The organism is Citrobacter sp. CK188 (assembly GCF_030333525.1).
GTDB lineage: Bacteria > Pseudomonadota > Gammaproteobacteria > Enterobacterales > Enterobacteriaceae > Citrobacter_B > Citrobacter_B koseri.
This window is the reverse complement of record NZ_JAOWFU010000024.1, coordinates 172,142-197,003: the sequence shown is the minus strand read 5'-3', so window position 1 is coordinate 197,003 and position 24,862 is coordinate 172,142. Positions and strand designations below refer to the sequence as shown.

Genomic DNA, 24,862 nt, shown 5'->3' with positions numbered 1-24,862 from the left:
GGAGGTGTTTTTATGGCGCGCGTGTCGCTTTCGTGGGTGCTGATCCTCGGTTTGTTAACCGGGATCGGGCCGCTGTGTACCGATCTTTATCTGCCCGCTCTGCCGGAGATGTCCGAACAGCTGGCAACGACGACCACCCTGACGCAACTGACGCTGACGTCTTCGCTGATCGGCCTTGGGCTTGGGCAACTGCTGTTTGGCCCGCTCAGCGACCGGATTGGTCGTAAGGTTCCGTTGATCCTGTCGCTGTTGCTGTTTATTGCCTCTTCGGTACTGTGCGCGACAACTCAGGATATTCACTGGCTGATCGTCTGGCGCTTTGTGCAGGGCGCGGCGGGGGCCGGTGGTTCGGTGCTCTCGCGCTCTATTGCGCGGGATAAATATCAGGGTGTGACCCTGACCCAGTTCTTCGCGCTGCTCATGACGGTGAACGGCATCGCCCCGGTGCTTTCTCCGGTTCTGGGCGGCTACATTGCCACCGCGTTTGACTGGCGTATGTTGTTTTGGGTAATGGCGGGGATTGCGACACTGCTTTTGCTCTGCTGCATCCTGTTTATCAGTGAGACGCTGCCGCAGCGAACGCGCGGCGCATCGTTATTTTCGACCGGGCGCAGCGTGGTGAAAAATCGTCTCTTTATGCGCTTTTGCCTGATGCAGGCCTTCATGCTGGCGGGGTTGTTTGCTTATATCGGCTCTTCGTCATTTGTGCTGCAAAGCGAGTATGGCTTAAGCCCGATGCAGTTCAGCCTGCTGTTTGGCCTTAATGGGATCGGGCTGATCGTCGCCTCGCTGATTTTTTCCCGTCTTGCGCGTCGAATCACGGCAATGACGCTGCTGCGCGGCGGCTTGCTGTTGGCCGTCATCTGCGCGTTAATCACCTTGCTCTGCGCCTGGCTACAGCAGCCGGTTCTGGCGCTGGTGGCGCTCTTTTTTACCGTCGCCTTTTGCAGCGGAATTGGCACCGTGGCGGGCGCAGAGGCGATGAGCGTGGTGGAGGTTCAGGAGTCAGGAACCGCCTCCGCGCTGATGGGGATGAGCATGTTTGTTTTCGGTGGCATCGCCGCGCCGTTGTCGGGGCTGGGCGGCGAAACCATGCTGAAAATGAGTCTGGCGGTGGCACTCTGTTATGTGGCCGCTCTGCTACTGGCTAGCGGTGGTTCACGCCTTCGTAAATCAGCCTGAGGGCGAACACGCCGATGATCGCGCCAATCACCCTGCTGGCAATGCGCTGAATCCGCCCGTAAGCGCGGCGTACCGCCGGTAGGGAAAAGGCCTGGCTCAGGAAGATGCGCCAGATGACGGAAGAGAGCACGATGCCGGCCCAGGCCATCAGTCTTGCCCATGTCGGGGTTTCCGCGCTGAGCGTGACCGAGAAAATACTGATGAAAAACAGCACCGTCTGCGGATTTGACAGATCGGTTAACAGTCCCCGGCGGAAGAATACGCTCCAGGGGGCGGAAATGGGCTGTTGCAGAGTCGGCATTTGCGGGGTGGCCTGATGGCGGATGCTGTTCCAGGCAAACCATAACAAATATGCGCCGCCGACGATTTTGATCAGTGAGAAAATTTCTTCGCACTGGGTAATCAGGGTCGCCATGCCAAACAGTCCCAGCCCGGAATAAATCGCATCGCCAAGCGCCACGCCCAGCCCTGTTAATACACCGGCCCGACGCCCGGAGGCGAGGCTGGTTTGTACCACCACAAAGAGGTTTGCGCCGGGGTTAAAGAAGGTTAAGACGAACAGGCTGACGGTCAGGACAACCGCGTGCAGAGGTTCCATAGTGAGATTTCCAGGGCCTGATAGTTAACGCCATACTATTTATAGTAAAAGTGCAGGGGTGAGAGAAAGATCACAAATTATGATACATCCGGCTGACTGGATTTTTCCGCTAATCTCAACTAGTTATTTAATCACTCAGAACAGAGCATCCGTTCCGAGAAGGCGATGATAGCGTAATAACACAACCGGAGCTTTTATATGAAGACAGGATATAAAGTATTGATTGGTGCGTTAGCGTTTGTCGTAACCAACGTCTATGCCGCGGAACTGTTGACAAAGGTCGAGTTTGAGAAAGTGGAGTCGCAATACACGAAGATAGGCACCATTAATACCAGCAACGAGACGTCAACTATGGAGGCAAAAGAGGATCTGCTTAAAAAGGCCGATGAAAAAGGGGCTGATGTGGTCGTACTGACCTCCGGGCAAACCGATAATAAAATTCATGGTACTGCGGATATCTACAAGAAAAAATAAGCTGTCATCGTGCCGGATGGCGACGTAAACGTCTTATCCGGCCTACGGTTCAGTGCTGCTCGTAGCTCGTAGGCCGGATAAGCGCCAGCGCCATCCGGCGATAAGTTCTCACTCTGCTCGTAGGCCGGATAAGCGTTAGCGCCATCCGGCGATAAGTTCTCACTCTGCTCGTAGGCCGGATAAGCGTTAGCGCCATCCGGCGATAAGTTCTCACTCTTCTCGTAGGCCGGATAAGCGTCAGCGCCATCCGGCAATAAACCTTCACTCTTTTAATCGTCGCCAGAATGTCGTCCGGCTAATACCCAGATATCGCGCCGCCGCGGTTTTATCGCCGTTAAACTGCGCCAGAACCTGCTGCGGCGTAAGCGCTGATGGCGCTTCGGGAATTGTCGCCAGCTCGGGTAAAAATTGCTGTAAAAACTGGCTATCCAGACTGGGCTGCGGCTCGACGCTTAAAAAAAGCGCCAGGCGCTCCATCATATTCCGCAGCTCGCGAATATTGCCGGGCCAGGCATAGCGCAGAAGAATGGTCTGGCTTTGCGCCAGCCCCTCGCGCACCGATTCGCCAAACGGCGCGTCTAATGCCGCCAGGGACTGTTTCAAAAATCCCTCCGCCAGCGGCACGATATCTGACGGGCGCTCCCGAAGGGGCGGAAGCGTCAGGCGCAGAATGCTGAGACGATAAAACAGATCGGTGCGAAATTGCCCCTGCTTTATCGCCTGTTCCAGATTGCAGTGCGTGGCGCTGATAACCCGTACATCCACCGGGACAGGCTGATGCCCGCCAACGCGCGTCACCTCTTTCTCTTCCAGTACGCGCAGCAGGCGGGTCTGTAAGGGCAGGGGCATTTCCCCGATCTCATCCAGAAACAGCGTCCCGCCGTGGGCGATTTCAAACAGACCGGCGCGTCCGCCGCGTCGGGAACCGGTAAATGCCCCCTCCTCATAACCGAATAACTCTGCTTCAAGCAGCGATTCGGTAATTGCGCCGCAGTTAATGGCCACAAACGGAGGCGTTTTTTTACCGCTGCGCTGGCCCCGACGGGCAAAAAACTCGCGGTGAATCGCCTGCGCCGCCAGCTCTTTACCGGTGCCGGTCTCACCCTGAATCAACACCGCCGCGCTGGAGCGGGCGTACAGCATGATCGTATGGCGAACCTGCTCCATTTGCGCGGAATGGCCGCGCATATCTCCCAGATCGTAGCGGGTGCGCAGCCCGTTGCCGGAGGCATATTGGCCGCTATGTTGCAGCGTCAGCCGGGTCATATCCAGCGCATCGCTAAACGCCTGACGCACGGTGGCCGCAGAATAGATAAAAATGCCGGTCATCCCGGCTTCTTCCGCCAGATCGGTAATTAGCCCTGCGCCGACTACCGCCTCAATGCCGTTGGCTTTCAGTTCATTAATTTGCCCACGGGCATCCTCTTCGGTGATGTAGCTGCGCTGTTCCAGACGCAAATTAAACGTTTTTTGAAAGGCGATCAGCGCGGGGATCGTCTCCTGGTAGGTGATAACGCCAATGGACGAAGTCAGTTTTCCGGCTTTCGCCAGCGCCTGGAGCACGTCGAATCCGCTGGGTTTAATCAGGATCACCGGTATGGAGAGGCGGCTTTTTAAATAAGCGCCGTTGGAACCCGCCGCGATAATGGCGTCACAGCGCTCGGTCGCCAGTTTTTTACGGATATAGTTCACCGCTTTTTCAAACCCAAGCTGGATGGGGGTGATGGTCGCCAGATGGTCGAACTCCAGGCTGATGTCGCGAAACAACTCGAACAGACGCGTTACCGAGACCGTCCAGATCACCGGCTTGTCATGATTATCGCGAGCGGGAAGGTGCGTGTCAGCCATAGCAGTTGATGTTGTATTGAGGGACCGAGATTTTGTTTTAGTCGTGTTTCATAAATGTTGCAATGAAACAGCGCGAACCGTTTCATGAAACGTTAGCTGACACGCTTTTGTCCTGATGAAAGGTATGGTTAAGTTTGTATTTTTTTTATTTGTTTGAATTATAAGAAAAAACAAAATTCTCTCTTTTTCAGCGACCGCTCTGGCATTCCCTTTGCTTTATGTGAATCAACATTAAGTAACAAGTTGATAACAAGAGGACGGGATATGTCTCTACACTCTCCGGGCCAGGCGTTTCGCGCTGCGCTCACCAAAGAAAACCCCTTACAGATCGTCGGCGCCATCAATGCCAATCACGCATTGCTGGCCCAGCGCGCAGGCTATCAGGCGATTTACCTTTCCGGCGGCGGCGTGGCGGCGGGATCGCTGGGTCTGCCTGACCTGGGGATCTCCACGCTGGATGATGTGTTGACCGACATCCGCCGTATTACCGACGTCTGCCCGCTGCCGCTGCTGGTGGATGCCGACATCGGCTTTGGTTCCTCCGCCTTTAACGTGGCGCGCACGGTGAAGTCGATGATCAAAGCCGGCGCCGCTGCGCTGCATATCGAAGATCAGATCGGCGCGAAACGCTGCGGCCATCGCCCGAATAAGGCGATCGTGTCCAAAGAGGAGATGGTGGACAGAATTCGTGCGGCGGTGGATGCGCGTACCGATCCTGACTTCGTGATCATGGCGCGTACCGATGCGCTGGCGGTGGAAGGATTAGAGGCGGCGATCGATCGCGCGCGGGCTTATGTGGAAGCGGGGGCCGACATGCTGTTCCCGGAAGCGATTACTGAGCTGTCAATGTATCGCCAGTTCGCCGATGCCGTACCGGTGCCGATCCTGGCGAATATCACGGAGTTTGGCGCGACGCCGCTGTTTACCACCGACGAACTGCGCAGCGCTAACGTGGCAATGGCGCTCTATCCGCTGTCGGCATTTCGCGCCATGAATCGCGCTGCCGAGCGTGTCTATAACGTGCTGCGCCAGGAAGGCACGCAAAAAAACGTTATCGACATCATGCAGACCCGCAACGAGCTGTACGAAAGCATCAATTATTACCAGTACGAAGAGAAGCTGGATGCGCTGAACCTGAAGTAGAGCCGTAGGCCGGATAAACGAAGTGCCATCCGGCAATGCCTGATGGCGGCTGCGCCTTATCAGGCCTACGGCGGCGAAACGTACACCCTCAATACCCTACATATAACAATGACGAGGACAACATGAGCGATACGACGATCCTGCAAAACAACACCCATGTCATTAAGCCCAAGAAATCTGTCGCATTATCGGGCGTTCCGGCCGGAAATACCGCGTTGTGTACCGTGGGAAAAAGCGGCAACGACTTACACTATCGCGGGTACGATATTCTCGATCTCGCGGAGCATTGTGAATTTGAAGAAGTCGCGCATCTGTTAATTCACGGCAAATTGCCCAATAGCGATGAACTCCATGCCTATAAAAATAAGCTGAAAGCATTGCGTGGATTACCGGCCAATGTACGCACCGTGCTGGAAGCATTGCCTGCGGCGTCGCACCCGATGGACGTCATGCGCACCGGCGTGTCGGCGCTCGGCTGTACGCTGCCGGAAAAAGAGGGGCATACCGTTTCCGGCGCGCGCGATATCGCCGACAAACTGCTGGCCTCGCTCAGTTCCATCCTGCTTTACTGGTATCACTACAGCCATAACGGCGAACGTATTCAGCCGGAAACTGACGACGACTCCGTCGGTAGCCATTTCCTGCATCTGCTGCATGGCGAGAAGCCGTCGCAAAGCTGGGAAAAGGCGATGCACATCTCGCTGGTGCTGTATGCCGAGCATGAATTCAACGCGTCCACTTTCACCAGCCGGGTGATTGCAGGGACGGGCTCCGATGTCTACTCCGCCATCATCGGCGCGATTGGCGCGCTGCGCGGCCCGAAGCACGGCGGGGCGAATGAGGTATCGCTGGAAATTCAGCAGCGCTACGAAACGCCGGAGGAAGCCGAGGCGGATATCCGCAAACGCATTGAAAATAAAGAGGTGATCATTGGTTTTGGCCATCCGGTCTACACCATTGCCGATCCGCGCCATCAGGTGATCAAACGCGTGGCGAAACAGCTTTCGGAGGCCGGTGGTTCGCTGAAGATGTACAACATCGCCGACCGTCTGGAAAACGTGATGTGGGAATCGAAAAAGATGTTCCCCAACCTCGACTGGTTCTCGGCGGTCTCCTACAACATGATGGGCGTCCCCACCGAAATGTTCACCCCGCTGTTTGTGATTGCCCGCGTCACCGGCTGGGCGGCGCACATCATCGAACAGCGTCAGGACAACAAAATTATCCGACCTTCCGCCAATTATACCGGCCCGGAAGATCGCGAATTTATTCCGCTGGATCAACGCCAATAACTTTATTTCTCTAACGATAAAACGCAGGAAATGTACCCTATGTCCGCACAAATAATGAACATTCGCCCGGAATTTGACCGTGAAATCGTGGATATCGTCGATTACGTCATGAACTACGACATCACCTCTAAAGTGGCCTGGGACACCGCCCACTACTGCTTGCTCGACACGCTGGGCTGCGGTCTGGAAGCGCTGGAATATCCGGCCTGTAAAAAACTGCTGGGGCCGATCGTTCCGGGCACCGTCGTGCCAAACGGCGTACGCGTACCGGGCACCCAGTTTCAGCTCGATCCGGTGCAGGCGGCGTTTAATATCGGCGCGATGATCCGCTGGCTCGACTTCAACGATACCTGGCTGGCGGCAGAGTGGGGCCACCCCTCTGATAACCTCGGCGGGATTCTGGCAACCGCGGACTGGCTGTCGCGTAATGCGGTTGCCGCAGGCAAAGCGCCGCTGACCATGAAGCAGGTGCTGGCCGGGATGATCAAAGCCCATGAGATTCAGGGCTGCATCGCGCTGGAAAACTCCTTCAACCGCGTCGGCCTGGATCACGTACTGCTGGTCAAAGTGGCTTCGACAGCGGTTGTCGCCGAAATGCTGGGGCTGACGCGTGATGAGATCCTCAACGCGGTGTCGCTGGCGTGGGTGGATGGTCAGTCGCTGCGTACCTATCGCCATGCGCCAAACACCGGAACACGTAAGTCCTGGGCGGCGGGCGATGCCACCTCCCGTGCGGTGCGTCTGGCGCTGATGGCAAAAACTGGCGAGATGGGCTATCCGTCGGCGCTGACGGCGAAAACCTGGGGCTTTTATGACGTCTCTTTCAACGGCGAGCCGTTCCGCTTCCAGCGTCCGTATGGTTCTTACGTCATGGAAAACGTGCTGTTCAAAATCTCCTTCCCGGCGGAGTTCCACTCGCAGACGGCGGTTGAAGCTGCCATGACCCTTTTTGAACAGATGCAGGCGGCGGGCAAAACGGCGGCGGATATTGAGAAAGTGACGATTCGCACCCATGAAGCCTGCATTCGCATCATCGACAAAAAAGGGCCGTTGAATAACCCGGCCGACCGCGACCACTGCATTCAGTACATGGTGGCGATCCCGCTACTGTTCGGGCGCTTAACGGCGGCGGATTATGAGGATGGCGTAGCGCAGGACAAACGCATTGACGCCCTGCGCGAGAAGATAACCTGCTTTGAAGACCCGGCGTTTACCGCTAACTACCACGACCCGGAAAAACGCGCCATCGCCAACGCTATCACCCTTGAATTTACCGATGGTTCACAGTTTGCCGAGGTGGTCGTGGAGTACCCGATTGGCCACGCTCGCCGCCGTACCGACGGCATTCCGAAGCTTATCGATAAATTCAAAATCAACCTGGCGCGTCAGTTCCCGACTCGTCAGCAGCAGCGCATTCTGGATGTCTCCCTGGACAGAACTCGCCTGGAGCAGATGCCGGTCAATGAATACCTCGACTTATTTGTCATCTGAGCCAGCAGGCAGTAAGTTCAACAGGAGAGCTTCATGTCTTTTAGCGAGTTTTATCAGCGTTCCATTACGCAGCCGGCGTCGTTCTGGGCCGAGCAGGCCCGACGTATCGACTGGCAGCAGCCGTTTACCCAAACGCTGGATCACAGCCATCCGCCGTTTGCCCGCTGGTTTTGCGGCGGAACCACTAATTTGTGCCATAACGCTATCGACCGCTGGCTGGATAAGCAGCCGGATGCGCTGGCGCTGATTGCCGTCTCCTCTGAAACGGAAGAGGAGCGCACGTTTACCTTCAGCCAGTTGTATGACGAAGTGAACGTGGTGGCGTCAATGCTGTTGTCGCTGGGCGTGCAGCGCGGCGACCGGGTGCTGGTTTACATGCCGATGATTGCCGAGGCGCACATTACGCTGCTGGCCTGCGCGCGGATTGGCGCGATTCATTCGGTGGTGTTCGGCGGTTTTGCCTCGCACAGCGTAGCGGCGCGAATCGACGACGCTAAGCCGGTGCTGATTGTCTCGGCAGACGCCGGGGCGCGCGGCGGTAAGATTCTGCCGTATAAAAAGCTGCTGGATGATGCCATCGCGCAGGCGCAGCATCAGCCGCGCCACGTTTTGCTGGTGGATCGCGGGCTGGCGAAAATGGCGCGAGTACCGGCGCGCGATCTCGATTTTGCGTCGCTGCGTCAGCAGCATCTCGGGGCGCGGGTGCCGGTGGCCTGGCTGGAATCCAATGAGATCTCCTGCATTCTCTATACCTCCGGCACGACCGGAAAACCGAAAGGCGTACAGCGCGACGTCGGCGGCTATGCGGTGGCGCTGGCAACCTCGATGGACACTATCTTCGGCGGCAAAGCGGGCGGCGTGTTCTTTTGCGCGTCGGATATCGGCTGGGTTGTGGGGCACTCCTATATTGTCTACGCGCCGTTGCTGGCAGGAATGGCAACCATCGTTTATGAAGGATTGCCGACGTACCCGGACTGCGGTGTCTGGTGGAAGATCGTAGAGAAATACCGCGTCAGCCGGATGTTCTCTGCGCCAACCGCCATCCGCGTGTTGAAAAAGTTCCCGACGGCGCAGATCCGCAATCACGATCTCTCATCGCTGGAGGTGCTCTATCTGGCCGGTGAGCCGCTGGATGAGCCGACGGCCGCCTGGGTGACGGAGACGCTGGATGTGCCGGTTATCGACAACTACTGGCAGACCGAGTCCGGCTGGCCGATTATGGCGATCGCCCGCGCGCTGGACGACCGGCCTTCACGGCTGGGCAGCCCTGGCGTACCGATGTACGGCTATAACGTGCAGCTGCTCAACGAGGTCACCGGCGAACCTTGCGAGGTGAACGAGAAGGGGATGCTGGTCATTGAGGGGCCGCTGCCGCCTGGCTGCGTTCAGACTATCTGGGGGGACGATGCGCGTTTTGTGAATACCTACTGGTCGCTGTTCTCGCGTCAGGTGTACGCCACTTTCGACTGGGGGATTCGCGACGCGGACGGCTATTATTTCATCCTCGGGCGCACCGATGATGTGATCAACGTCGCCGGGCACCGTCTGGGCACGCGCGAGATCGAGGAAAGCATTTCCAGTTACCCGAACGTGGCGGAAGTGGCGGTGGTGGGGGTGAAAGATGCGCTGAAGGGACAGGTGGCGGTAGCGTTTGTGATCCCGAAACAGAGCGACACGCTGGAGGACAGGGACGTGGCGCAAACGGAAGAGAAGGCGATTATGTCGCTGGTGGACAGTCAGATCGGTAATTTTGGCCGCCCGGCGCACGTCTGGTTTGTTTCACAGTTGCCGAAAACACGCTCTGGCAAAATGCTGCGTCGTACGATCCAGGCGATTTGCGAAGGCCGCGATCCGGGCGATTTGTCTACGCTTGACGATCCCGCTTCGTTGCAACAAATCCGTCAGGTGATTGAGGAGTAACCGAGGTGCCCGATGGCGTTATCGCTTATCGGGCCTGGAAGAAAATGTATCGCAGGCCGGATACGGTGCTTGCACCGCCATCCGGCAGTTTCCCTTTTACCGCCAGCTTATCTGGTAGTGGTAGCGCCCGGCGCTGAGCTGATATTCCGCTGAAACGGAGGGGCTCCAGGAGTCATCGCCGCCCACGCCCATATGGAAACCGTCAATATTGAGCCAGGTGCCCGCTTCCGGCTGGAGCAGATGGCGGTGGCTGGTTTCCATCAGCTGTTTCTGGCCGTAGCGGCTGATGTTGAACTGAAAATCGCCGCGCCACTGATGCGCGCCATAGCGCAATTCACGCGTTCCGCAGCGCAGGCCGTTTTCGCTCGGGAAAACATACGGGGTGTACATCTCTTCCAGCGGCAGATCCCAGCGATCAAAACAGGCGGCAGAGAGACGATCCGGGTAGTTTTCGTGCGGGCCTAATCCCAGCCAGTTGACCCGCTCCGCTACCTGCGCAAGCTGGCAGCTCAGGCCGATGCGCGCCGGATGCGGTGTCCCGCTGGCGACATCAACATCTACCGTTATCTGCATTTCACCGTTGCCGTCGATACGGTAGGTTTTCCGGCTGATGAACAGCGTCTCGCCCTGATACTGCCAGGCGTGGGCGGTGGTAATCAGTACCGCGCTGGCAAGCGTATCGGCATCGCATTGCAGTAATACCGCTTTAGCCTGGTAATGGCCGGCGGCCTTCCAGCGTTCAACCCAGGCGTTAGGGTCGATGCGGGTTGCCTCGCTCACGCCGATGTCGTTATCCAGCGGCGCGCGGGTGAACTGATCGACAAGCGGAGTCAGCAACTGTGCCTCTTCGCCAATCCAGAACTGCGTTAATACGCCCTGCTGGCGGCTGAACTCCCAGCGTTTCTCGCCTGCGACAATACGGAATGCCGTCCCGCTGCTGGTGAGCTGTGGCGCGTTGCCAGCGTGCTGTGGCCACTGTGTAGCGAGTTTTTCGCCGAGCTTCCACTGTTGCCAGACGCTGATATGTCCGGCTTGCGACCACGCGGTTGCCTGCGGTTGTTCAACGCGTACCGTCAGCCACAGCTGGCCTGCGGTTTCCGCTTCCGGGAGCGCTGGCAGCGTGATGATCTGGCGTCCCTGCGGCGGGATATCCAGCGTCACAACGCCTGCGGTCAGCGGGTTGCCATCCAGCGCCAGTGACCAGTGGAGCACTTCGTTATCGCTATGGCGGAACAGGTATTCGCTGGTCACTTCAATCTGGCATTCGGCTCCCGGCAGCAGCGTAAACTGGAAAAACTGCTGCGCGTGTTTGGCTTCATACAGTGACGGATGCGGCGTTCGGTCGGCGAACACCAGGCCGTTCATACAGAACTGACGGTCGTTAGGCGCGTCGCCAAAGTCGCCGCCGTAGGCTGACCACGGCCGACCGTCGTCGTCATATTTGATAAGCGACTGATCCACCCAGTCCCAGACAAAACCGCCTTGCAGGCGCGGATACTGGCGAAACGCCTGCCAGTATTTCGCGTAACCGCCGAGGCTGTTGCCCATCGCGTGGGCGTATTCACACAGGATCAGCGGGCGCTGCTCGCCCGGCATCGACAGCCATTTTTTGATCGACCATTTCGGTACGGCGGGGAAGGGCTGATCCTGATCGACGCGGGCGTACATCGGGCAAATGATGTCGGTTGCCGCCGTATTCGCGCCGCCGCCTTCATACTGCACGGGACGGGAGGGATCTTCCGACTTAATCCAGCGGTACAGCGCGTCGTGGTTGGCGCCGTGCCCGGACTCGTTGCCCAGTGACCAGATAATAATGCTCGGATGGTTGCGATCGCGCTGTACCATCCGCGTCACGCGCTGGCTCATGGCGGGCAGCCAGACCGGATCGTCGCTCAGGCGATTCATCGGCACCATGCCGTGGGTTTCGATATTGGCCTCATCCACCACGTACAGGCCGTAGCGATCGCACAGGGTGTACCACAGCGGGTGATTCGGATAATGGGAGCAGCGCACGGCGTTAAAATTGTTCTGCTTCATCAGCAGAATGTCTTTAATCATGGTCTCTTTATCCATCACCTGGCCGTTTTCCGGGTGATGTTCATGGCGGTTGGCGCCGCGGATCAGCAGCGGTTTACCGTTTAACAGCAGCAGACCGTTTTCAATGCTGACCTGACGGAAACCGACGTCGCAGGCTTCGGCTTCAATCAGCGTGCCATCGGCGGCGTGTAGCTGTACAACGGTACGATACAGATGCGGGGTCTCCGCGCTCCACAGCGCCGGGTGTTCGACATTCAGACGAAGAGTTGTGCGATCAGGGTAAGCGCCGCGCTCATCAATGATCTCGCTGCCGAGCGGAGCGGTTTTTTCTCCGACGAATGTTTCGCTATCCCACAGCTGTACCGTCACGCGTAAATCATCGCGTCGTTCCCCCGTTGTTCTGACCTCCGCTTCCAGCACTGCGCGGCTGAAATCATCGTTGAAGCGGGTGTTGATGCGCAGGTCACGGATTTGCGTTGCCGGTTTATGCAGCAGCGAGACGTCGCGAAAGATGCCGCTCATCCGCCACATATCCTGATCTTCCAGATAGCTGCCGTCACTCCAGCGCAGCACCATTACCGCGAGGCGGTTTTCACCCTTAAGCAAAAAATGCGTGAGATCGAATTCAGACGGCAGACGGCTGTCCTGACCGTATCCGACCCAGCGACCGTTGCACCACAAATGGAAGGCGGAGTTCACGCCATCAAAAATGATCCGCGTCTGGCCTGCCTGTAGCCAGTCTGCGTCAATACTGAATGTGAGCGAGTAACATCCGGTTGGGTTATCTGCCGGAACGAACGGCGGGTTAACCGGAATGGGATAGGTGACGTTGGTATAAATGGGGGCGTCGTAACCGTCCATTTGCCAGTTAGACGGCACGCGCACGCTATTCGCCTGTTGCAGATCGCTTGTCCGCCAGCTCTCTGGTACTGCTTCAGGCGCTGAAAACCAGGCAAACGTCCATTCACCGTTCAGGCTGCGCTTTTGTGCGGAGTCACGGTTCACGCGGGCGTCATCGGCATTACGCCAGCTGCAAAAAGGAGGGTGCGCCTCCAGGCGATTAAGTTGCGTTACGCCAGGGTTTTCCCAGTCGCGACGTTTCAGAACGACGGCGAGTGAATCTGTATTCTGGGGCATAGCGGTATCCTGATTGGGTTTGTTATTCGCTCACAATTTCAGTCAAAATACGAAGAAGGGATTCCTGCTGTAAAGGACAGGAGGTTCAATGAGTGAACTGACTCACACAATTGTTATACGTTCACATTTTCGGCGCTAACAGCGAAACCTGCCGAGCCAGTTGGATCAGGGAGTCGGCCAACGCCTGCGGAGAAGTGACCTGAGCATTGGGGGGCTGCACGGTTTTACGCTGAACCAATGAAACGGGGAGTCGCTGGTTATCGGTGGCGGGTTCGCCACGGGAGAGTTGCAGCAGTTTGTCGACGCTGGTTGCGCCAAGCAGGGGGAAATTCTGTCTGATGGTGGTCAGCGGTGGGATGTAGCAGGCGCTGTCTTCGGTGTCATCGTAGCCTATCACCGAGATATCCTGCGGGATGCGCAGGCCAAACTCGGCGATCGCCCGCATGGCGCCCAGCGCCATCTGATCGTTAGCCACCAGTATTGCGGTGGGCATCGTTCCGTCATTGAGCATCTGCATGGTTTGCTGGAAACCGGACATCGCGCTCCAGTCGCCTTCCGTTTCTGCCACCGGTCGCAGCTGATAGTGGGTCAGATATTTATGCCAGCCCGCCAGTCTTAGCCGTGCAGAGACGGACGAGCGCGGCCCTGTCAACAGCGCGATGCGCTGGTGCCCGTGTTCTACCAGATGCTCAACGCCCAGACGCGCGCCGTCGTCATGGGAAAAAATAATGCTGTTAACGGGGAACCGATCGGACACGTCGAGAAACAGTACCGGCACGTTGCCGCAGGCGGCGGCAACGGCAATGGCATCGTTCTCATCAAGCGGGTAGTTGATGATCAACCCGCTTACCCGCTGCGCCAGCAGGTTATGTACCGCCGCTTTGCAGGCGTCTACCCCGTTGCGCTCCACCATCGCGATCACCACGCTGGCGCCTGACCTGTCGGCGCGGGATTTAATCGCCGCGACAATTTGCGACGGCGCGTGCAGCGCGAGGTTAGCGGTGGCGACGCCGATGAGAGGAGTTTGTTTACCCGCCAGCTGCTGCGCGACGCGATTGGGAATGTAATTCAGCTCCGCCATCGCGGCTTCGACTTTTTCACGGGTTTTGGCGGAAACGTGGCTGGCCTGATTCACCACGCGAGAGACGGTCTGATAAGAGACGCCTGCACGGTCTGCAACATCATAGAGCGTTACCGGTTTCACATTCATCACCCTGAATTTGTTGTTATCTGCGCGTTATGATGCCACACCCTGAAGGTTTTTCGCCATTCTGCCGGGCTGACGTCAGTTTGTCGGCTGATATTGACCCCGGATCCTGACGTTGTCCTCATTCCGTCGTATGAGTGGGGACGGTATGTTCCCACTTCTGTCTGAGCGCCGGTGCGCCGCCTTGTTGCCAGAGTTGTAAGAGATTCTGGCAGCGGAGGCATTATGAGCTGGCGACCCTTTCTTTATCTCATTGTTACTCCTCACCCGGTGCTGAGCGCCCGGCGCGCGCGTTTGCGGCTGGTACAAGGCTGACGGGTCTTTAATAATTGCGTAGCGCTCCCGATTACCGCCCGGCGCGCTGTGTTATGGTGCTTGTTTCATTGCCGATTTCATAAGCAGAAACAGGAGCCAGACTATGTCGCAACATAATCCGTTGAGCGCCATCCTTGATAAACAGGATTTCCTGTTGCTGGACGGGGCGATGGCGACGGAACTGGAAGCGCGCGGCTGTGATTTAGCCGATAGCCTGTGGTCAGCGAAGGTGCTGGTAGAAAACCCGGCGCTGATCCGCGAAGTCCACCTTGATTACTACCGGGCGGGGGCGCAATGCGCGATTACCGCCAGCTACCAGGCAACGCCCGCAGGACTTGCCGCGCGTGGGTTTGATGAAGCGCAGTCGAAAGCGCTGATCGGCAAGAGCGTGGAACTGGCGCGCAAAGCGCGGGAAGCGTATCTGGCTGAGAACCCGCAGGCGGGCACGCTGCTGGTGGCGGGTTCCGTCGGGCCATATGGCGCGTATCTGGCCGACGGTGCGGAATATCGCGGGGATTACGTATGTACTCCCGAAGCGTTCCAGGCTTTTCATCGCCCGCGTGTGGAAGCGCTGCTGGATGCGGGCGTTGACCTGCTGGCCTGCGAAACGCTGCCGAATTTTATTGAGATTAAAGCGCTGGCTGAGTTGTTAACCGAATATCCACGGGCGCGGGCATGGTTTTCGTTTACGCTGCGCGACAGCGAGCATCTGAGCGACGGTACGCCGCTACGTGACGTGGCGACGTTTCTCAACGCTTGCCCGCAGGTTGTGGCGACTGGCGTAAACTGTATCGCGCTGGAAAACGTCACCGCCGCATTGCAGCATTTGCACGGGCTGACCGCGCTGCCGCTGGTGGTTTATCCCAATTCGGGCGAGCGGTACGATGCGGTAAGCAAAACCTGGCATCATCACGGCGAAGCGTGCGCCACGCTGGCGGAGTATTTACCGCAGTGGCTGGCGGCGGGTGCGAAGCTGATTGGCGGCTGTTGCCGGACGACGCCGAAGGATATTGCTGAATTGAACGCGCAACGTTGAGTGTGTGGGCTGATGCCTTACCCGGCCTACAACGTGCACGAACCGTAGGCCGGGTAAGCGTAGCGCCACCCGGCATCAATTACACTGCGTCTGCTAAAACAAACATCCCGTACGGGTGGATTTCGAGGTAATAATTTTCCCCCACGTCCGGCTGCAATCGGGTGGCGTTAACCTGCAATAAAATCTCCTGTCCGTGCCACGCCACCGTCACCTCATACTGCGGCCCCATATAGGCGACATGCTGAATCACACAGCGCTGGCTCTCTTCGCCGCGATCGCTCAAGGTAATCGCTTCCGGGCGCACGCCAACGGTGCCGGAACCCTGGGCGGCAAAGTGCGCCGGGCGCGGCAGCCGATAGCCGTAGATATCCACATACTCCTGACTGAACGTCGCCGGGAACAGGTTGGCATCGCCCATAAAGCTCGCCATAAAGCGTGACGCAGGTTGACGGTAGAGATCCTGCGGCGAACCGATCTGCATAATATGCCCCTTGTTCATCACCAGTACGGTATCGGAAACCGCAAAGGCTTCGCTCTGATCGTGGGTGACGTACAGCGAGGTGATATCAAACTGCTTTTGCAGTTCGCGGATCTTGTCGCGCATGCTGCGACGCAGGTTAGCGTCGAGGTTACTTAACGGCTCATCAAACAGCAGCACCTTCGGCTTGAGGATCAGCGCGCGCGCCAGCGCCACGCGCTGCTGCTGACCGCCGGAGATCTGATCAACATAGCGGTCTTCGAATCCTTCCAGATCCACCATCGCCAGCGCCTCTTGCACACGGGCTTTCACTTCGCTGCGCGACACGCCAAGCATCTTCAGACCGTAGCCGACGTTTTCTCCCAGCGACATGTGCGGGAACAGGGCATAAGACTGAAAGACCATACAGATATCACGCTGCTGAATAGAGCGATGGGTGACGTCTTCGCCATCAATGAAAATCTGTCCTTCGCTCGGTTTTTCCAGCCCGGCCACCAGACGCAAAATGGTCGTTTTGCCGCAGCCGGAAGGGCCGAGCAGCGTCACCATTTGCCCCTGCGGGATGGTGAGATTGATATTATCGATAACCGTGTTGCTGCCGAATCGTTTGGTGACGTTGCGCAGTTCAACAAAATTTTTCTGACTCATAGTGCGCTCCATTACGCCTGGTTTTTGGCTTTTGAACGGGAGATACGCGCTTCCCCGATCAGCCAGTCAAAGATGAAAATAATCGCCAGCATCACCACGATCAGAATCGAGCCGTAGGCGATCGCCACGCCGTATTCGCCGTCTTCCACGCGGTTGAGGATGTAGGCCGTCGCCACGCGGGTGTCTGGCGTGACGAGGAATACAATGGCGCTGACGGTGGTAATGGCGCGCACAAAGCTGTAGATCAGCGCCGAGAGGATCGCCGGGCGCAGCAGCGGCAGCAGGATGTGCGTGATGGTGCGTAAGCTCCCGGCGCGCAGGCTGAGCGACGCTTCATCCAGCGATTTATCGATCTGGCCTAATCCGGCGATCCCGGCGCGAATCCCAACCGGCACGTTACGCATCACCATCGAAATAATCACAATCGCCGCCGTTCCGGTGAGGTACACCGGGGCGCTGTTAAAGGCGAGGATGTACGACACGCCCGCCACGGTGCCCGGTACGGCGAAGCACAGCATGGTGGTGAACTCGATAGTCTTTTTGCCTTTGAACTGCTGGCGTACCACAATCCAGGCGATCAGCAGACCGAAGATGGCGGTGATCGGCGCGGCAATTCCGGCGTAGAGCAACGTATCAAGCAGGGAAGGCCACGCGCCGTCGCTCATACCCTGGCCGAACAGCTTGATAAAGTTCGCCAGCGTCAGGGTGTAATCCACGCCCCAGTTGACGGTGAAGCTACCGTAGAAAATGCTGCCGTAGAGCAGGGCGTTGAAGGCTATCCACACGGCCAGAATGGCGATGACGCTCCACACCAGGGTTACAGGCAGCGGCTGGACGTCGCCACGGTACGATTTCCCGGAGACCGTGACGTAAGAGCGCTTACCGATCCACATATACTGCACACAGAACACCAGCAGCGAGAACAGCAGCAGGAACGCGCCCAGCGTACTGGCGGCCTGATAATCAAGCTGCGAACCGGTGATATAGAAATAGATCTGCGTCGCCAGCACGTCGAAGTTACCGCCGAGCACTAACGGGTTACTGAAGTCGGCCAGCGACTGCACCACCACAATTAAAAAGGCGTTCGCCAGCGCCGGTTTCAGCAGCGGGACAAACACACCGTTAAAGGTCTGCCAGCGGCTGGCGCGCAGGGTGTACGAGGCTTCTTCCAGCGATGGATGAATGGTTTTGATCGCCCCGTCGAGGATCATAAACGCCATCGGGGTGAATGCCAGCACCTGCGCCAGCCAGATGCCGGTAAACCCGTACAGCCAGTTGGTGTTGGTCAGCCCGAACCACTCGACCATAAATTCGGTGACGTAGCCGGAGCGTCCCATCATCAGCGTAACGCCTAAACCCACTACGAACGGCGGCGTGACGATTGGCAAAATCGAGAAGATGTGGCCAATAATGGCGCTGCGTTTGGCAATGCGGGTGGTGTAAATCGCCAGTACCAGGCCGAAGAAGGTACAGCCCACGCCCACCGCAATCGACAGGGCGATGGAGTTGAGGATCACCTGGATTATATGCGCCTGCGACAGCACCGTCATAAACGCCAGCGGCGCGAATTCCCCGGCGTCGTTGGTGAACATCGGGATGAAAATCGCGATACTCGGCCAGACGATAAAGATGCCGATCAGCGCCACAATGGCGGTAAGTGAGCCGATCACGAAGCGGTCGCCGCCCAGCCATTCCAGACGGGTCAACGCCAGCGTCATGATCGCGCCCAGCGCGACGAACAGCACGATAGTGGCGTAGCCTAAACCACGACCTTCAACGGTGGCGCTGACGACGATAAAGGCCATACACAACAGCGCCCAGCCCGCATCAAGGTAATGGCGGCTGCGCTGTTCGCGCCTGGCTTCATGGAACGGGCGAATCAGCAGCAGGCTCGGCAGCAGATACCACAGCCAACTGATATTGAGCTGTGACCAGCCGTAGGATTCAAGGATTTCATCGCCCGTGGACTCCAGCAGGCCGTAATCCAGGCTCCAGCTCGGCAGCAGGGCAAACGCCAGCCAGCCCAGCAGAACCCAAAAGAATATCGCATCCCGTTTTTTCACGGGATGGTGTGCAAGTGTGTGTGACATAGCGGTTCCGGTATTGTGGGCCGGGTACGGCGTTACGCCGCCACCCGGCAAATGAACGCAATGTGGGCTTATTTACCCATCTTCACTTCGCTAACCCACTTATTGATAAGCTGCTTACGGACGTCGGTAGAACCGTATTTATCCATGTCGTAGTTGATGAGCTTCAGGTCGTCGAGCTTCAGCGAGTTCGGTGATGTTTTCGCTGTGGTGTTGGTCAGGATCTGATAAGACTTGCCTTTCTTCCACGCCAGTTCTTGTGCTTCTTTTGACAGCACCCAGTCCACGAACAGTTTGGCGTTGTCGAGGTTGCGTGCGCCTTTCAGGATGCTGACGCCGCCAATTTCATAGCCGGTGCCTTCGCACGGAGAGATCAGCTCCAGCGGCGCGCCCTGTTCTTTTTCCAGCGAATAGTCGTGCAGGAAGCCAATGCCGATAGCGGTTTCGCCACGGGCGGCGTTACGTGCCGGGGCAATACCGGATTTGGTGTACTGAGACACGTTGGCGTTGAGCTGTTTCAGGTAATCAAAGGCCTGATCTTCTCCCCACAGCTGGGCGAAGGTCGCCAGTGCGGTATACGCGGTGCCTGAACTTTGTGGGTCGGCAATCTGAATTTCGCCTTTGTATTCCGGTTTGGTCAGGTCTTTCCAGCATTTTGGTACCGGCAGATTTTTCTCTTTCAGGCGCTGGGTATTGACGCCAAAGCCGAGAATACCGACATACACCGCTGAAGAGAGGTTGCCTTTTACTTTTGCCGGATCGCGGAATTTCTCCATGACCTGCTCAAGATTGGGAGACTTGTAGGGTTGCAGCAGCCCCATTTCACCCGCCTGAGACTGAGGGTCCAGCGTCCCGCCGTACCAGACGTCCGCCTGCGGGTTTTTCTTCTCGGCATCGACTTTCGCCAGCGTACTGCCGGAGCCGTTGCGAATGAACGAGGTTTTGACGTCATATTTGTCGCCAAACGCTTTGGTTTCTGCTTCGCACATTTCATTGGTGGCGCTGCAATAAACCACCAGGCGGCCTTTGGCCTGCGCGGCGCCGGTTAAGGTTGCCAGCGCAATGCCGGATGCAATCAGGGTAGAGGTAAGCGTCAATTTCATTGTTTTATCCTTTGACTGAGCGAGGTGGTGATGCCCGCCATCAGTAGCGGCATCAGCAATAAACCCATAAGTACCGCGGCGACCGAGAGCAGACTGAACATGCCCGACCAGCCGTAGCGTTCAATGACCAGCGACAGAGGCCAGCCCGCCAGCGCTGCCCCCAGATAGGCGAACAGGCCGAGAAACCCGGTGATGGAACCGGCCGCCGCTTTGTGCCCGCACTCGACGGCGGCAAGGCCAATCAACATTTGCGGGCCAAAAACGAAAAAGCCCACCGTAAAGAAACAGACCGCCAGCAGTGCGTAATGGTGTACCGGCGCTAACCACAATGCGGCGACGGACACCATCAGCCCCAGCGTGAACAGCAAAATCATCGGCGCGCGCTGGCCGCTGAACAGCAAATCCGACCCCCAACCAGCGAACAATGCGCCGAGCAGACCGCCAACTTCAAACAGCATCACCGTGGCGTTGGCGCTGAGCAGATTAACGCCGTGGCTTTCCGTGAGCCAGATGTTGCCCCAGTCGTTGAGGGCGATGCGGATCAGATAGACCAGCACATATGAGACGCCCAGCAGCCAGATCATCGGGTTTTTCAGCATCGTGGCGCGCAGCATCTGCCACAGCCCCATCGGCGGGCTTTGCTGCTCCTGGCGCAGCTCCAGCGGGTCATGACGCCATGCGCCGACCGTTGGCAATCCCTCTTCCTGCGGCGTGCCTTTCAGCTGTAACGTGAGCCAGATACCTAATGCCATGCTGATGATTCCCGGCGCCAGCATCGCCGCCTGCCAGCCCCACCAGTGGGCGGCGAAAGCGCTAATTAGCGGGATAATTGCCCCGCCGATGTTGATCGACATATTCCAGCAGCCCCACCAGAAGCCGCGCTCGTTGCGCGAATACCAGTGGGTCAGCAGTCGGGCGCAGGGCGGCCATCCCCAGCCCTGAAAGAAACCGTTCAGCGTCCAGACCGCCAGCAGCAGCGTCAGCGACTCGCCAAAGGCGAACACCACATTCAGCAGGCCGGTGGCGAACAGGCCGACGCCCATAAACCAGCGCTGCCCGTGGCTGTCGTGCCACAGCCCGGCGGTAAACTTCGACAGGCCGTAGGTCAGGTAAAACAGTGAACCCAACAGGCCGATATCGCCTTTATCGAGTCCCAGATCCGTTTGCAGCGCCGGAAGTACGTAATTCACGCTTTTTCGCGTCAGGTAAAACGCGGCGTACCCAATGACCATGCACATCAGCAACCGCAGGCGTAGCGCCCGGTATCGTTGGTCTGTTTCGTTTACTGGGCGTGGGTGCATGGCCGTCTCCGTTTGTGCTGACTATAGGAAAGTGAAAACCAAAGGGGATGAGAGAAAGTCCGCAGTGACTAAGACTTTTTCCTGGTCAGGGCGTGGTTTGTTGCAAAATTGTGGGCAAGTTAACAATTACCCGCGTGCCGTGCAGCGATTCGAGCGTCAGTTCGCCGCCCAGCGCGCTGACCCGTTCTCGCATCCCCTGAATACCGAATCCCGGCATTTTTTCAGGCTGGATGCCGGTGCCGTTGTCCCGAACTTCCAGATGGAGGGTCTGTTTCTGCTGGCTTAACAGAATCGTGACCTCGCTGGCTTCGGCATGTTTACAGACGTTGTTCAGCAGTTCCTGCAACAGGCGGTAGAGGGTAAACCTGACGGTTTCATTTTCCGGGGTAAGCGTAAGGCGATACTCAAACTGGCAGCGAATCCCACGTTCGGGGAACGCGAATTCGTTGACCAGATGATGCAGCGCCTCTTTGAACGACAGCTCATCCAGCGCGGGGGGACGTAGCTGGCGTAACAGCTGGCGGGTTGAGTGGTGAATACGGCGGGCGAGATCGTTTATCTGGCTGGCGGCGGCCTGCGTCTGCGCCGGATCGCGCGCGCGTTTCACGAGCTGTGACTGGATCTGAATGGCGGTGATGTTCTGCCCGATCTCGTCGTGCAGCTCGCGCGCCAGGTTTTTGCGCGTATCCTCTTCGGTATGGATCAGCTTTTCGGTCAGCGCCCGGCGCGCCGCCAGCTCCGCCTCCAGACGCTGGCGATAGTGGTGCAGGTTTTGCGCCAGATGCTGCTGGCGGCTGATGGCGATCCCAAGACCTATACCGAGTAGCGCCTGGGTGGCGAGGAAAATCTCCAGTTCGACCAGGTTGTTAAACCCGACGCCGACCTGGCGGGCGATGGTGATCATCATGCTGCCCAGCAGCCCGGAGAGCACGCCGCCCTGCCAGCCAAACTTCCACGCCATCACCACGTTAGGCAGGAACACCACGATCAGCAGCAGGCGTTCAATTTCCGGCGACAGCACCATTTGCGTGCCGATGCCGATAATAAAGAACAGGCTGCACCAGATGATCAGCGAAGTGCGCAGCGGCGGGTTGTTGGTATCCAGCCCCAACAGGTGATAACGGTGCTGCTGGCGTAAAAATTCAAATACCAGATAAACAAAGGGGGTGAGCAGCACGCCGCCGGTAAACGACGCCAGGCCAGTCAGCATTGCCGGGCTTTTTATAAAGGGCGACAGCAGGGCGGTATTCAGCAGCGAGGCCAGCGTGACGGCGGCCAGCAGCAGCGTGAGGCGCTGCCAGTACAGGGGAAAACGGTGCCAGAATTTTTGTCCGATGCTGGCCGGGATCAGGCAGATCAGCGGCGCCGCCAGCAGGACGTAGCCGCTGAGCAATTGCTCGCTATGGAGCCATAACGGCATCAGCACTGGCGGCAGTATCAGCGCGGGCCAGTAACGGCGGGAGAGTAAAATCAACAGCGCAAGATAAACGCCGTGCGGCAAAAAGAGCGCCGCCTGTTGGCCATTATGGGTCAGGTAAAAGCCCAGCGTCCATAGCATCAGCCAACCTGTTCCCCAGGCCAGCAGGATAAACAGTGAGATCACCCAGTAACGCACGCCGCGAGACATCAGTGCCCCGTCAGCAACTGGTGGTCGAGGGCGAAATGCACCAGCTCGATGGTACTGTGGCACTGCAATTTACCCAATACGTTAGCACGGTGGACGTGAACGGTTTTATGGCTGAGGTCGAGCTTAAATGCGATCTCTTTGACGCTGTCGCCTTTGACCAGTAAATCAAAAACTTCTCGCTCACGGGGGGTTAACACCTCCAGCACCTGCGCCGGCTGTTCGCCGCCGCGCAGCGCCCGCAACGCATCGGCGCACAGATAGTGGCCGCCCATACCGACGGAACGCACCGCCTGAACCAGCTCTTCCGGCCCGCAGCGTTTAGTCAGATAGCCGCTGGCGCCTGCATCCAGCGCGCTTTGCACAAACGCTGGCGTGTCGTAAATGCTGAGGACGATGGCGCGAAACGTGGGTTTTTGCGCGCGTAGCCGCTTTAACAGACTCAGCCCGTTTTCGTCCGGCATCGCGATATCCAGCACCGCGACGTTAACGTCATCGCGCAATAATGCGGGCCAGGCTTCCGCCGCGCTGCTGTACTGGCCTGCTACGTCCAGATCGTCTTCAAGACTTAATAATTGCGCAAAGCCGGAACGCACCACCACATGGTCATCAACCAGCACCACACGAATCATATGCTTACTCTCTTGCCGAATAATGCCCCTATGATGCCTGCCCCCGCTGCGCTGGCAATCATCCGGGTGTGGTTATGGAATGAATGTAACAAAATCGCAATAATTTGCAGGGGGTTGTTGTCGTGGTAGGCGCTGATAAGCGCAGCGCCATCAGGCATGGATTGCCGGATGGCGGCGCAAGCGCCTGATCTGGCCTGCAACTCAATGCTAAATACATTTCCACACTAACCATTCCCGTTTTTTTTCTAAAAACGCTTTGCTATTAGCAAGAATTTTTAATTCCTTTATCAAACACGGCCGCAACGAAATACTGCCCCCATAACAAGACAGGGGAGCAGACAATAATGGGTATTTCATCGCGTAACACACTTCTCGCCGCACTGGCGTTTATTGCATTCCAGGCGCAGGCAGTTAACGTCACCGTCGCGTATCAGACATCCGCCGAACCGGCGAAAGTGGCGCAGGCGGATAACACCTTCGCCAAAGAGAGCGGGGCGACCGTTGACTGGCGTAAATTCGACAGCGGCGCGAGCATCGTGCGCGCGCTGGCTTCCGGTGATGTACAGATCGGCAACCTTGGCTCCAGCCCACTGGCGGTCGCCGCCAGCCAACAGGTGCCGATTGAGGTTTTCCTGCTGGCGTCAAAACTGGGGGAATCCGAAGCGCTGGTGGTGAAGAAAACGATCGCTAAGCCGGAGGATCTCATCGGCAAACGCATTGCGGTGCCGTTTATCTCCACCACCCATTACAGCCTGCTGGCCGCGCTGAAACACTGGGGCATTAAGCCCGGGCAGGTCGAAATCATCAATCTGCAACCACCGGCGATCATTGCCGCCTGGCAGCGTGGCGATATTGACGGCGCTTACGTCTGGGCACCCGCCGTTAACGCGCTGGAAAAAGACGGGAACGTGCTGACAGACTCGGGGAAAGTCGGCGAATGGGGTTCGCCGACGCTGGATGTGTGGGTAGTGCGTAAAGACTTCGCGGAAAAACATCCAGAGGTGGTCAAAGCATTCGCGAAAAGCGCCATCGACGCGCAGCAACCCTATATCGCCAATCCTGAGTCGTGGCTTCAGCAGCCGGATAACATCAGCAAACTGTCGCGCTTAAGCGGCGTGCCGGAAACGGACGTGCCGGGGCTGGTGAAAGGCAATACCTACCTGACGGCGCAACAGCAGGCCGTTGAGCTGAACGGGCCGGTCAATAAAGCGATTATCGACACCGCGCAGTTCCTGAAAGAGCAGGGCAAAGTGCCCGCCGTCGCGACGGATTACAGCCAGTACGTCACCGATCGCTTTGTGCAATAAGG

General features: G+C 57.7%; 18 protein-coding genes. 8 read left to right on the top strand and 10 right to left on the bottom strand.

The window, feature by feature from the left end:
* Positions 1-12: 12 nt before the first annotated feature.
* The gene (locus OGV67_RS03580; protein ID WP_115615029.1) at positions 13-1,182 is read left to right on the top strand and encodes a multidrug effflux MFS transporter; all 1,170 of its coding nucleotides are present in this window, start codon (positions 13-15) and stop codon (positions 1,180-1,182) included.
* Here the strand turns inward: OGV67_RS03580 and OGV67_RS03575 are convergent.
* A complete protein-coding gene (locus OGV67_RS03575) occupies positions 1,148-1,780 on the bottom strand; it encodes a LysE family transporter (RefSeq protein ID WP_012133652.1) in 633 nt (210 codons plus the stop codon). The two genes, OGV67_RS03580 and OGV67_RS03575, sit on opposite strands and share 35 nt — an antisense overlap.
* A gap of 198 nt (positions 1,781-1,978) precedes the next feature.
* On the opposite strand from OGV67_RS03575, the gene yahO reads away from it, so the two are divergent.
* Positions 1,979-2,254, top strand: a complete 276-nt coding sequence (yahO, locus tag OGV67_RS03570) for a DUF1471 family periplasmic protein YahO (RefSeq protein ID WP_012133651.1) — start codon at positions 1,979-1,981, stop codon at positions 2,252-2,254.
* Positions 2,255-2,515: 261 nt separating this feature from the next.
* On the opposite strand, the gene prpR is transcribed toward yahO, so the two are convergent.
* Entirely contained in the window at positions 2,516-4,102 is a 1,587-nt protein-coding gene (gene prpR, locus OGV67_RS03565) for a propionate catabolism operon regulatory protein PrpR (RefSeq protein ID WP_058668678.1), read from the bottom strand.
* Positions 4,103-4,366: 264 nt separating this feature from the next.
* Between prpR and prpB the strand changes: the two genes are divergently transcribed.
* The 4 genes from prpB to prpE all read left to right on the top strand — a co-directional run bounded on the left by prpB (position 4,367) and on the right by prpE (position 9,948).
* The gene (gene prpB / locus OGV67_RS03560; RefSeq protein WP_024130618.1) at positions 4,367-5,245 is read left to right on the top strand and encodes a methylisocitrate lyase; all 879 of its coding nucleotides are present in this window, start codon (positions 4,367-4,369) and stop codon (positions 5,243-5,245) included.
* 122 nt (positions 5,246-5,367) lie between these two features.
* Entirely contained in the window at positions 5,368-6,537 is a 1,170-nt protein-coding gene (gene prpC, locus OGV67_RS03555; RefSeq protein WP_047458582.1) for a bifunctional 2-methylcitrate synthase/citrate synthase, read from the top strand.
* Positions 6,538-6,576: 39 nt separating this feature from the next.
* A complete protein-coding gene (locus OGV67_RS03550; protein WP_115615028.1) occupies positions 6,577-8,028 on the top strand; it encodes a bifunctional 2-methylcitrate dehydratase/aconitate hydratase in 1,452 nt (483 codons plus the stop codon).
* 33 nt (positions 8,029-8,061) lie between these two features.
* Positions 8,062-9,948 (top strand): propionate--CoA ligase, encoded by a 1,887-nt coding sequence (prpE, locus tag OGV67_RS03545; protein WP_115615027.1) that lies wholly within the window; start codon positions 8,062-8,064, stop codon positions 9,946-9,948.
* A 96-nt stretch (positions 9,949-10,044) separates the two neighbouring features.
* Here the strand turns inward: prpE and OGV67_RS03540 are convergent, their stop codons facing one another.
* Both OGV67_RS03540 and OGV67_RS03535 read right to left on the bottom strand, forming a co-directional pair.
* Positions 10,045-13,122: a beta-galactosidase gene (locus tag OGV67_RS03540; RefSeq protein ID WP_115615026.1), complete on the bottom strand. Its 3,078-nt coding sequence runs from the start codon at positions 13,120-13,122 to the stop codon at positions 10,045-10,047.
* Between the two features lie 121 nt (positions 13,123-13,243).
* Complete coding sequence (locus tag OGV67_RS03535; RefSeq protein ID WP_060815881.1) at positions 13,244-14,326, bottom strand: LacI family DNA-binding transcriptional regulator; 1,083 nt, start codon at positions 14,324-14,326, stop codon at positions 13,244-13,246.
* Positions 14,327-14,747: 421 nt separating this feature from the next.
* Here OGV67_RS03535 and mmuM point away from each other — a divergent pair, with 421 nt between their 5' ends.
* Positions 14,748-15,680, top strand: a complete 933-nt coding sequence (mmuM, locus tag OGV67_RS03530) for a homocysteine S-methyltransferase (protein ID WP_115615025.1) — start codon at positions 14,748-14,750, stop codon at positions 15,678-15,680.
* A gap of 79 nt (positions 15,681-15,759) precedes the next feature.
* Here mmuM and fbpC read toward each other — a convergent pair whose 3' ends face one another.
* The 6 genes from fbpC to OGV67_RS03500 all read right to left on the bottom strand — a co-directional run bounded on the left by fbpC (position 15,760) and on the right by OGV67_RS03500 (position 23,553).
* On the bottom strand, positions 15,760-16,806 hold the full coding sequence (gene fbpC, locus OGV67_RS03525; RefSeq protein WP_024130614.1) for a ferric ABC transporter ATP-binding protein: 1,047 nt from the start codon (positions 16,804-16,806) through the stop codon (positions 15,760-15,762).
* Positions 16,807-16,817: 11 nt separating this feature from the next.
* Positions 16,818-18,896: an ABC transporter permease gene (locus OGV67_RS03520; protein WP_286464931.1), complete on the bottom strand. Its 2,079-nt coding sequence runs from the start codon at positions 18,894-18,896 to the stop codon at positions 16,818-16,820.
* A 68-nt stretch (positions 18,897-18,964) separates the two neighbouring features.
* Complete coding sequence (locus tag OGV67_RS03515; RefSeq protein ID WP_115615024.1) at positions 18,965-19,996, bottom strand: ABC transporter substrate-binding protein; 1,032 nt, start codon at positions 19,994-19,996, stop codon at positions 18,965-18,967.
* Positions 19,993-21,297, bottom strand: a complete 1,305-nt coding sequence (gene uhpC, locus OGV67_RS03510) for an MFS transporter family glucose-6-phosphate receptor UhpC (RefSeq protein WP_104869016.1) — start codon at positions 21,295-21,297, stop codon at positions 19,993-19,995. The genes OGV67_RS03515 and uhpC overlap by 4 nt, the downstream gene beginning before the upstream one ends.
* 85 nt (positions 21,298-21,382) lie before the next feature.
* A complete protein-coding gene (locus OGV67_RS03505) occupies positions 21,383-22,924 on the bottom strand; it encodes an MASE1 domain-containing sensor histidine kinase (protein ID WP_104869015.1) in 1,542 nt (513 codons plus the stop codon).
* Positions 22,924-23,553: a response regulator transcription factor gene (locus OGV67_RS03500; protein WP_047458568.1), complete on the bottom strand. Its 630-nt coding sequence runs from the start codon at positions 23,551-23,553 to the stop codon at positions 22,924-22,926. Before OGV67_RS03500 ends, OGV67_RS03505 begins: the two co-directional genes overlap by 1 nt.
* 344 nt (positions 23,554-23,897) lie before the next feature.
* On the opposite strand from OGV67_RS03500, the gene tauA reads away from it, so the two are divergent.
* Positions 23,898-24,860, top strand: a complete 963-nt coding sequence (tauA, locus tag OGV67_RS03495) for a taurine ABC transporter substrate-binding protein (protein ID WP_115615023.1) — start codon at positions 23,898-23,900, stop codon at positions 24,858-24,860.
* Positions 24,861-24,862: the final 2 nt, after the last annotated feature.

Coding starts and splice junctions, on each gene's coding strand:
- OGV67_RS03540 (WP_115615026.1), bottom strand. CDS start 13,122: ATGCCCCAGAATACAGATTCACTCGCCGTCGTTCTGAAACGTCGCGAC.
- prpE (WP_115615027.1), top strand. CDS start 8,062: ATGTCTTTTAGCGAGTTTTATCAGCGTTCCATTACGCAGCCGGCGTCG.
- prpC (WP_047458582.1), top strand. CDS start 5,368: ATGAGCGATACGACGATCCTGCAAAACAACACCCATGTCATTAAGCCC.
- tauA (WP_115615023.1), top strand. CDS start 23,898: ATGGGTATTTCATCGCGTAACACACTTCTCGCCGCACTGGCGTTTATT.
- OGV67_RS03575 (WP_012133652.1), bottom strand. CDS start 1,780: ATGGAACCTCTGCACGCGGTTGTCCTGACCGTCAGCCTGTTCGTCTTA.
- prpR (WP_058668678.1), bottom strand. CDS start 4,102: ATGGCTGACACGCACCTTCCCGCTCGCGATAATCATGACAAGCCGGTG.
- OGV67_RS03500 (WP_047458568.1), bottom strand. CDS start 23,553: ATGATTCGTGTGGTGCTGGTTGATGACCATGTGGTGGTGCGTTCCGGC.
- prpB (WP_024130618.1), top strand. CDS start 4,367: ATGTCTCTACACTCTCCGGGCCAGGCGTTTCGCGCTGCGCTCACCAAA.
- fbpC (WP_024130614.1), bottom strand. CDS start 16,806: ATGAGTCAGAAAAATTTTGTTGAACTGCGCAACGTCACCAAACGATTC.
- yahO (WP_012133651.1), top strand. CDS start 1,979: ATGAAGACAGGATATAAAGTATTGATTGGTGCGTTAGCGTTTGTCGTA.
- uhpC (WP_104869016.1), bottom strand. CDS start 21,297: ATGCACCCACGCCCAGTAAACGAAACAGACCAACGATACCGGGCGCTA.
- OGV67_RS03515 (WP_115615024.1), bottom strand. CDS start 19,996: ATGAAATTGACGCTTACCTCTACCCTGATTGCATCCGGCATTGCGCTG.
- OGV67_RS03580 (WP_115615029.1), top strand. CDS start 13: ATGGCGCGCGTGTCGCTTTCGTGGGTGCTGATCCTCGGTTTGTTAACC.
- mmuM (WP_115615025.1), top strand. CDS start 14,748: ATGTCGCAACATAATCCGTTGAGCGCCATCCTTGATAAACAGGATTTC.
- OGV67_RS03550 (WP_115615028.1), top strand. CDS start 6,577: ATGTCCGCACAAATAATGAACATTCGCCCGGAATTTGACCGTGAAATC.
- OGV67_RS03520 (WP_286464931.1), bottom strand. CDS start 18,896: ATGTCACACACACTTGCACACCATCCCGTGAAAAAACGGGATGCGATA.
- OGV67_RS03505 (WP_104869015.1), bottom strand. CDS start 22,924: ATGTCTCGCGGCGTGCGTTACTGGGTGATCTCACTGTTTATCCTGCTG.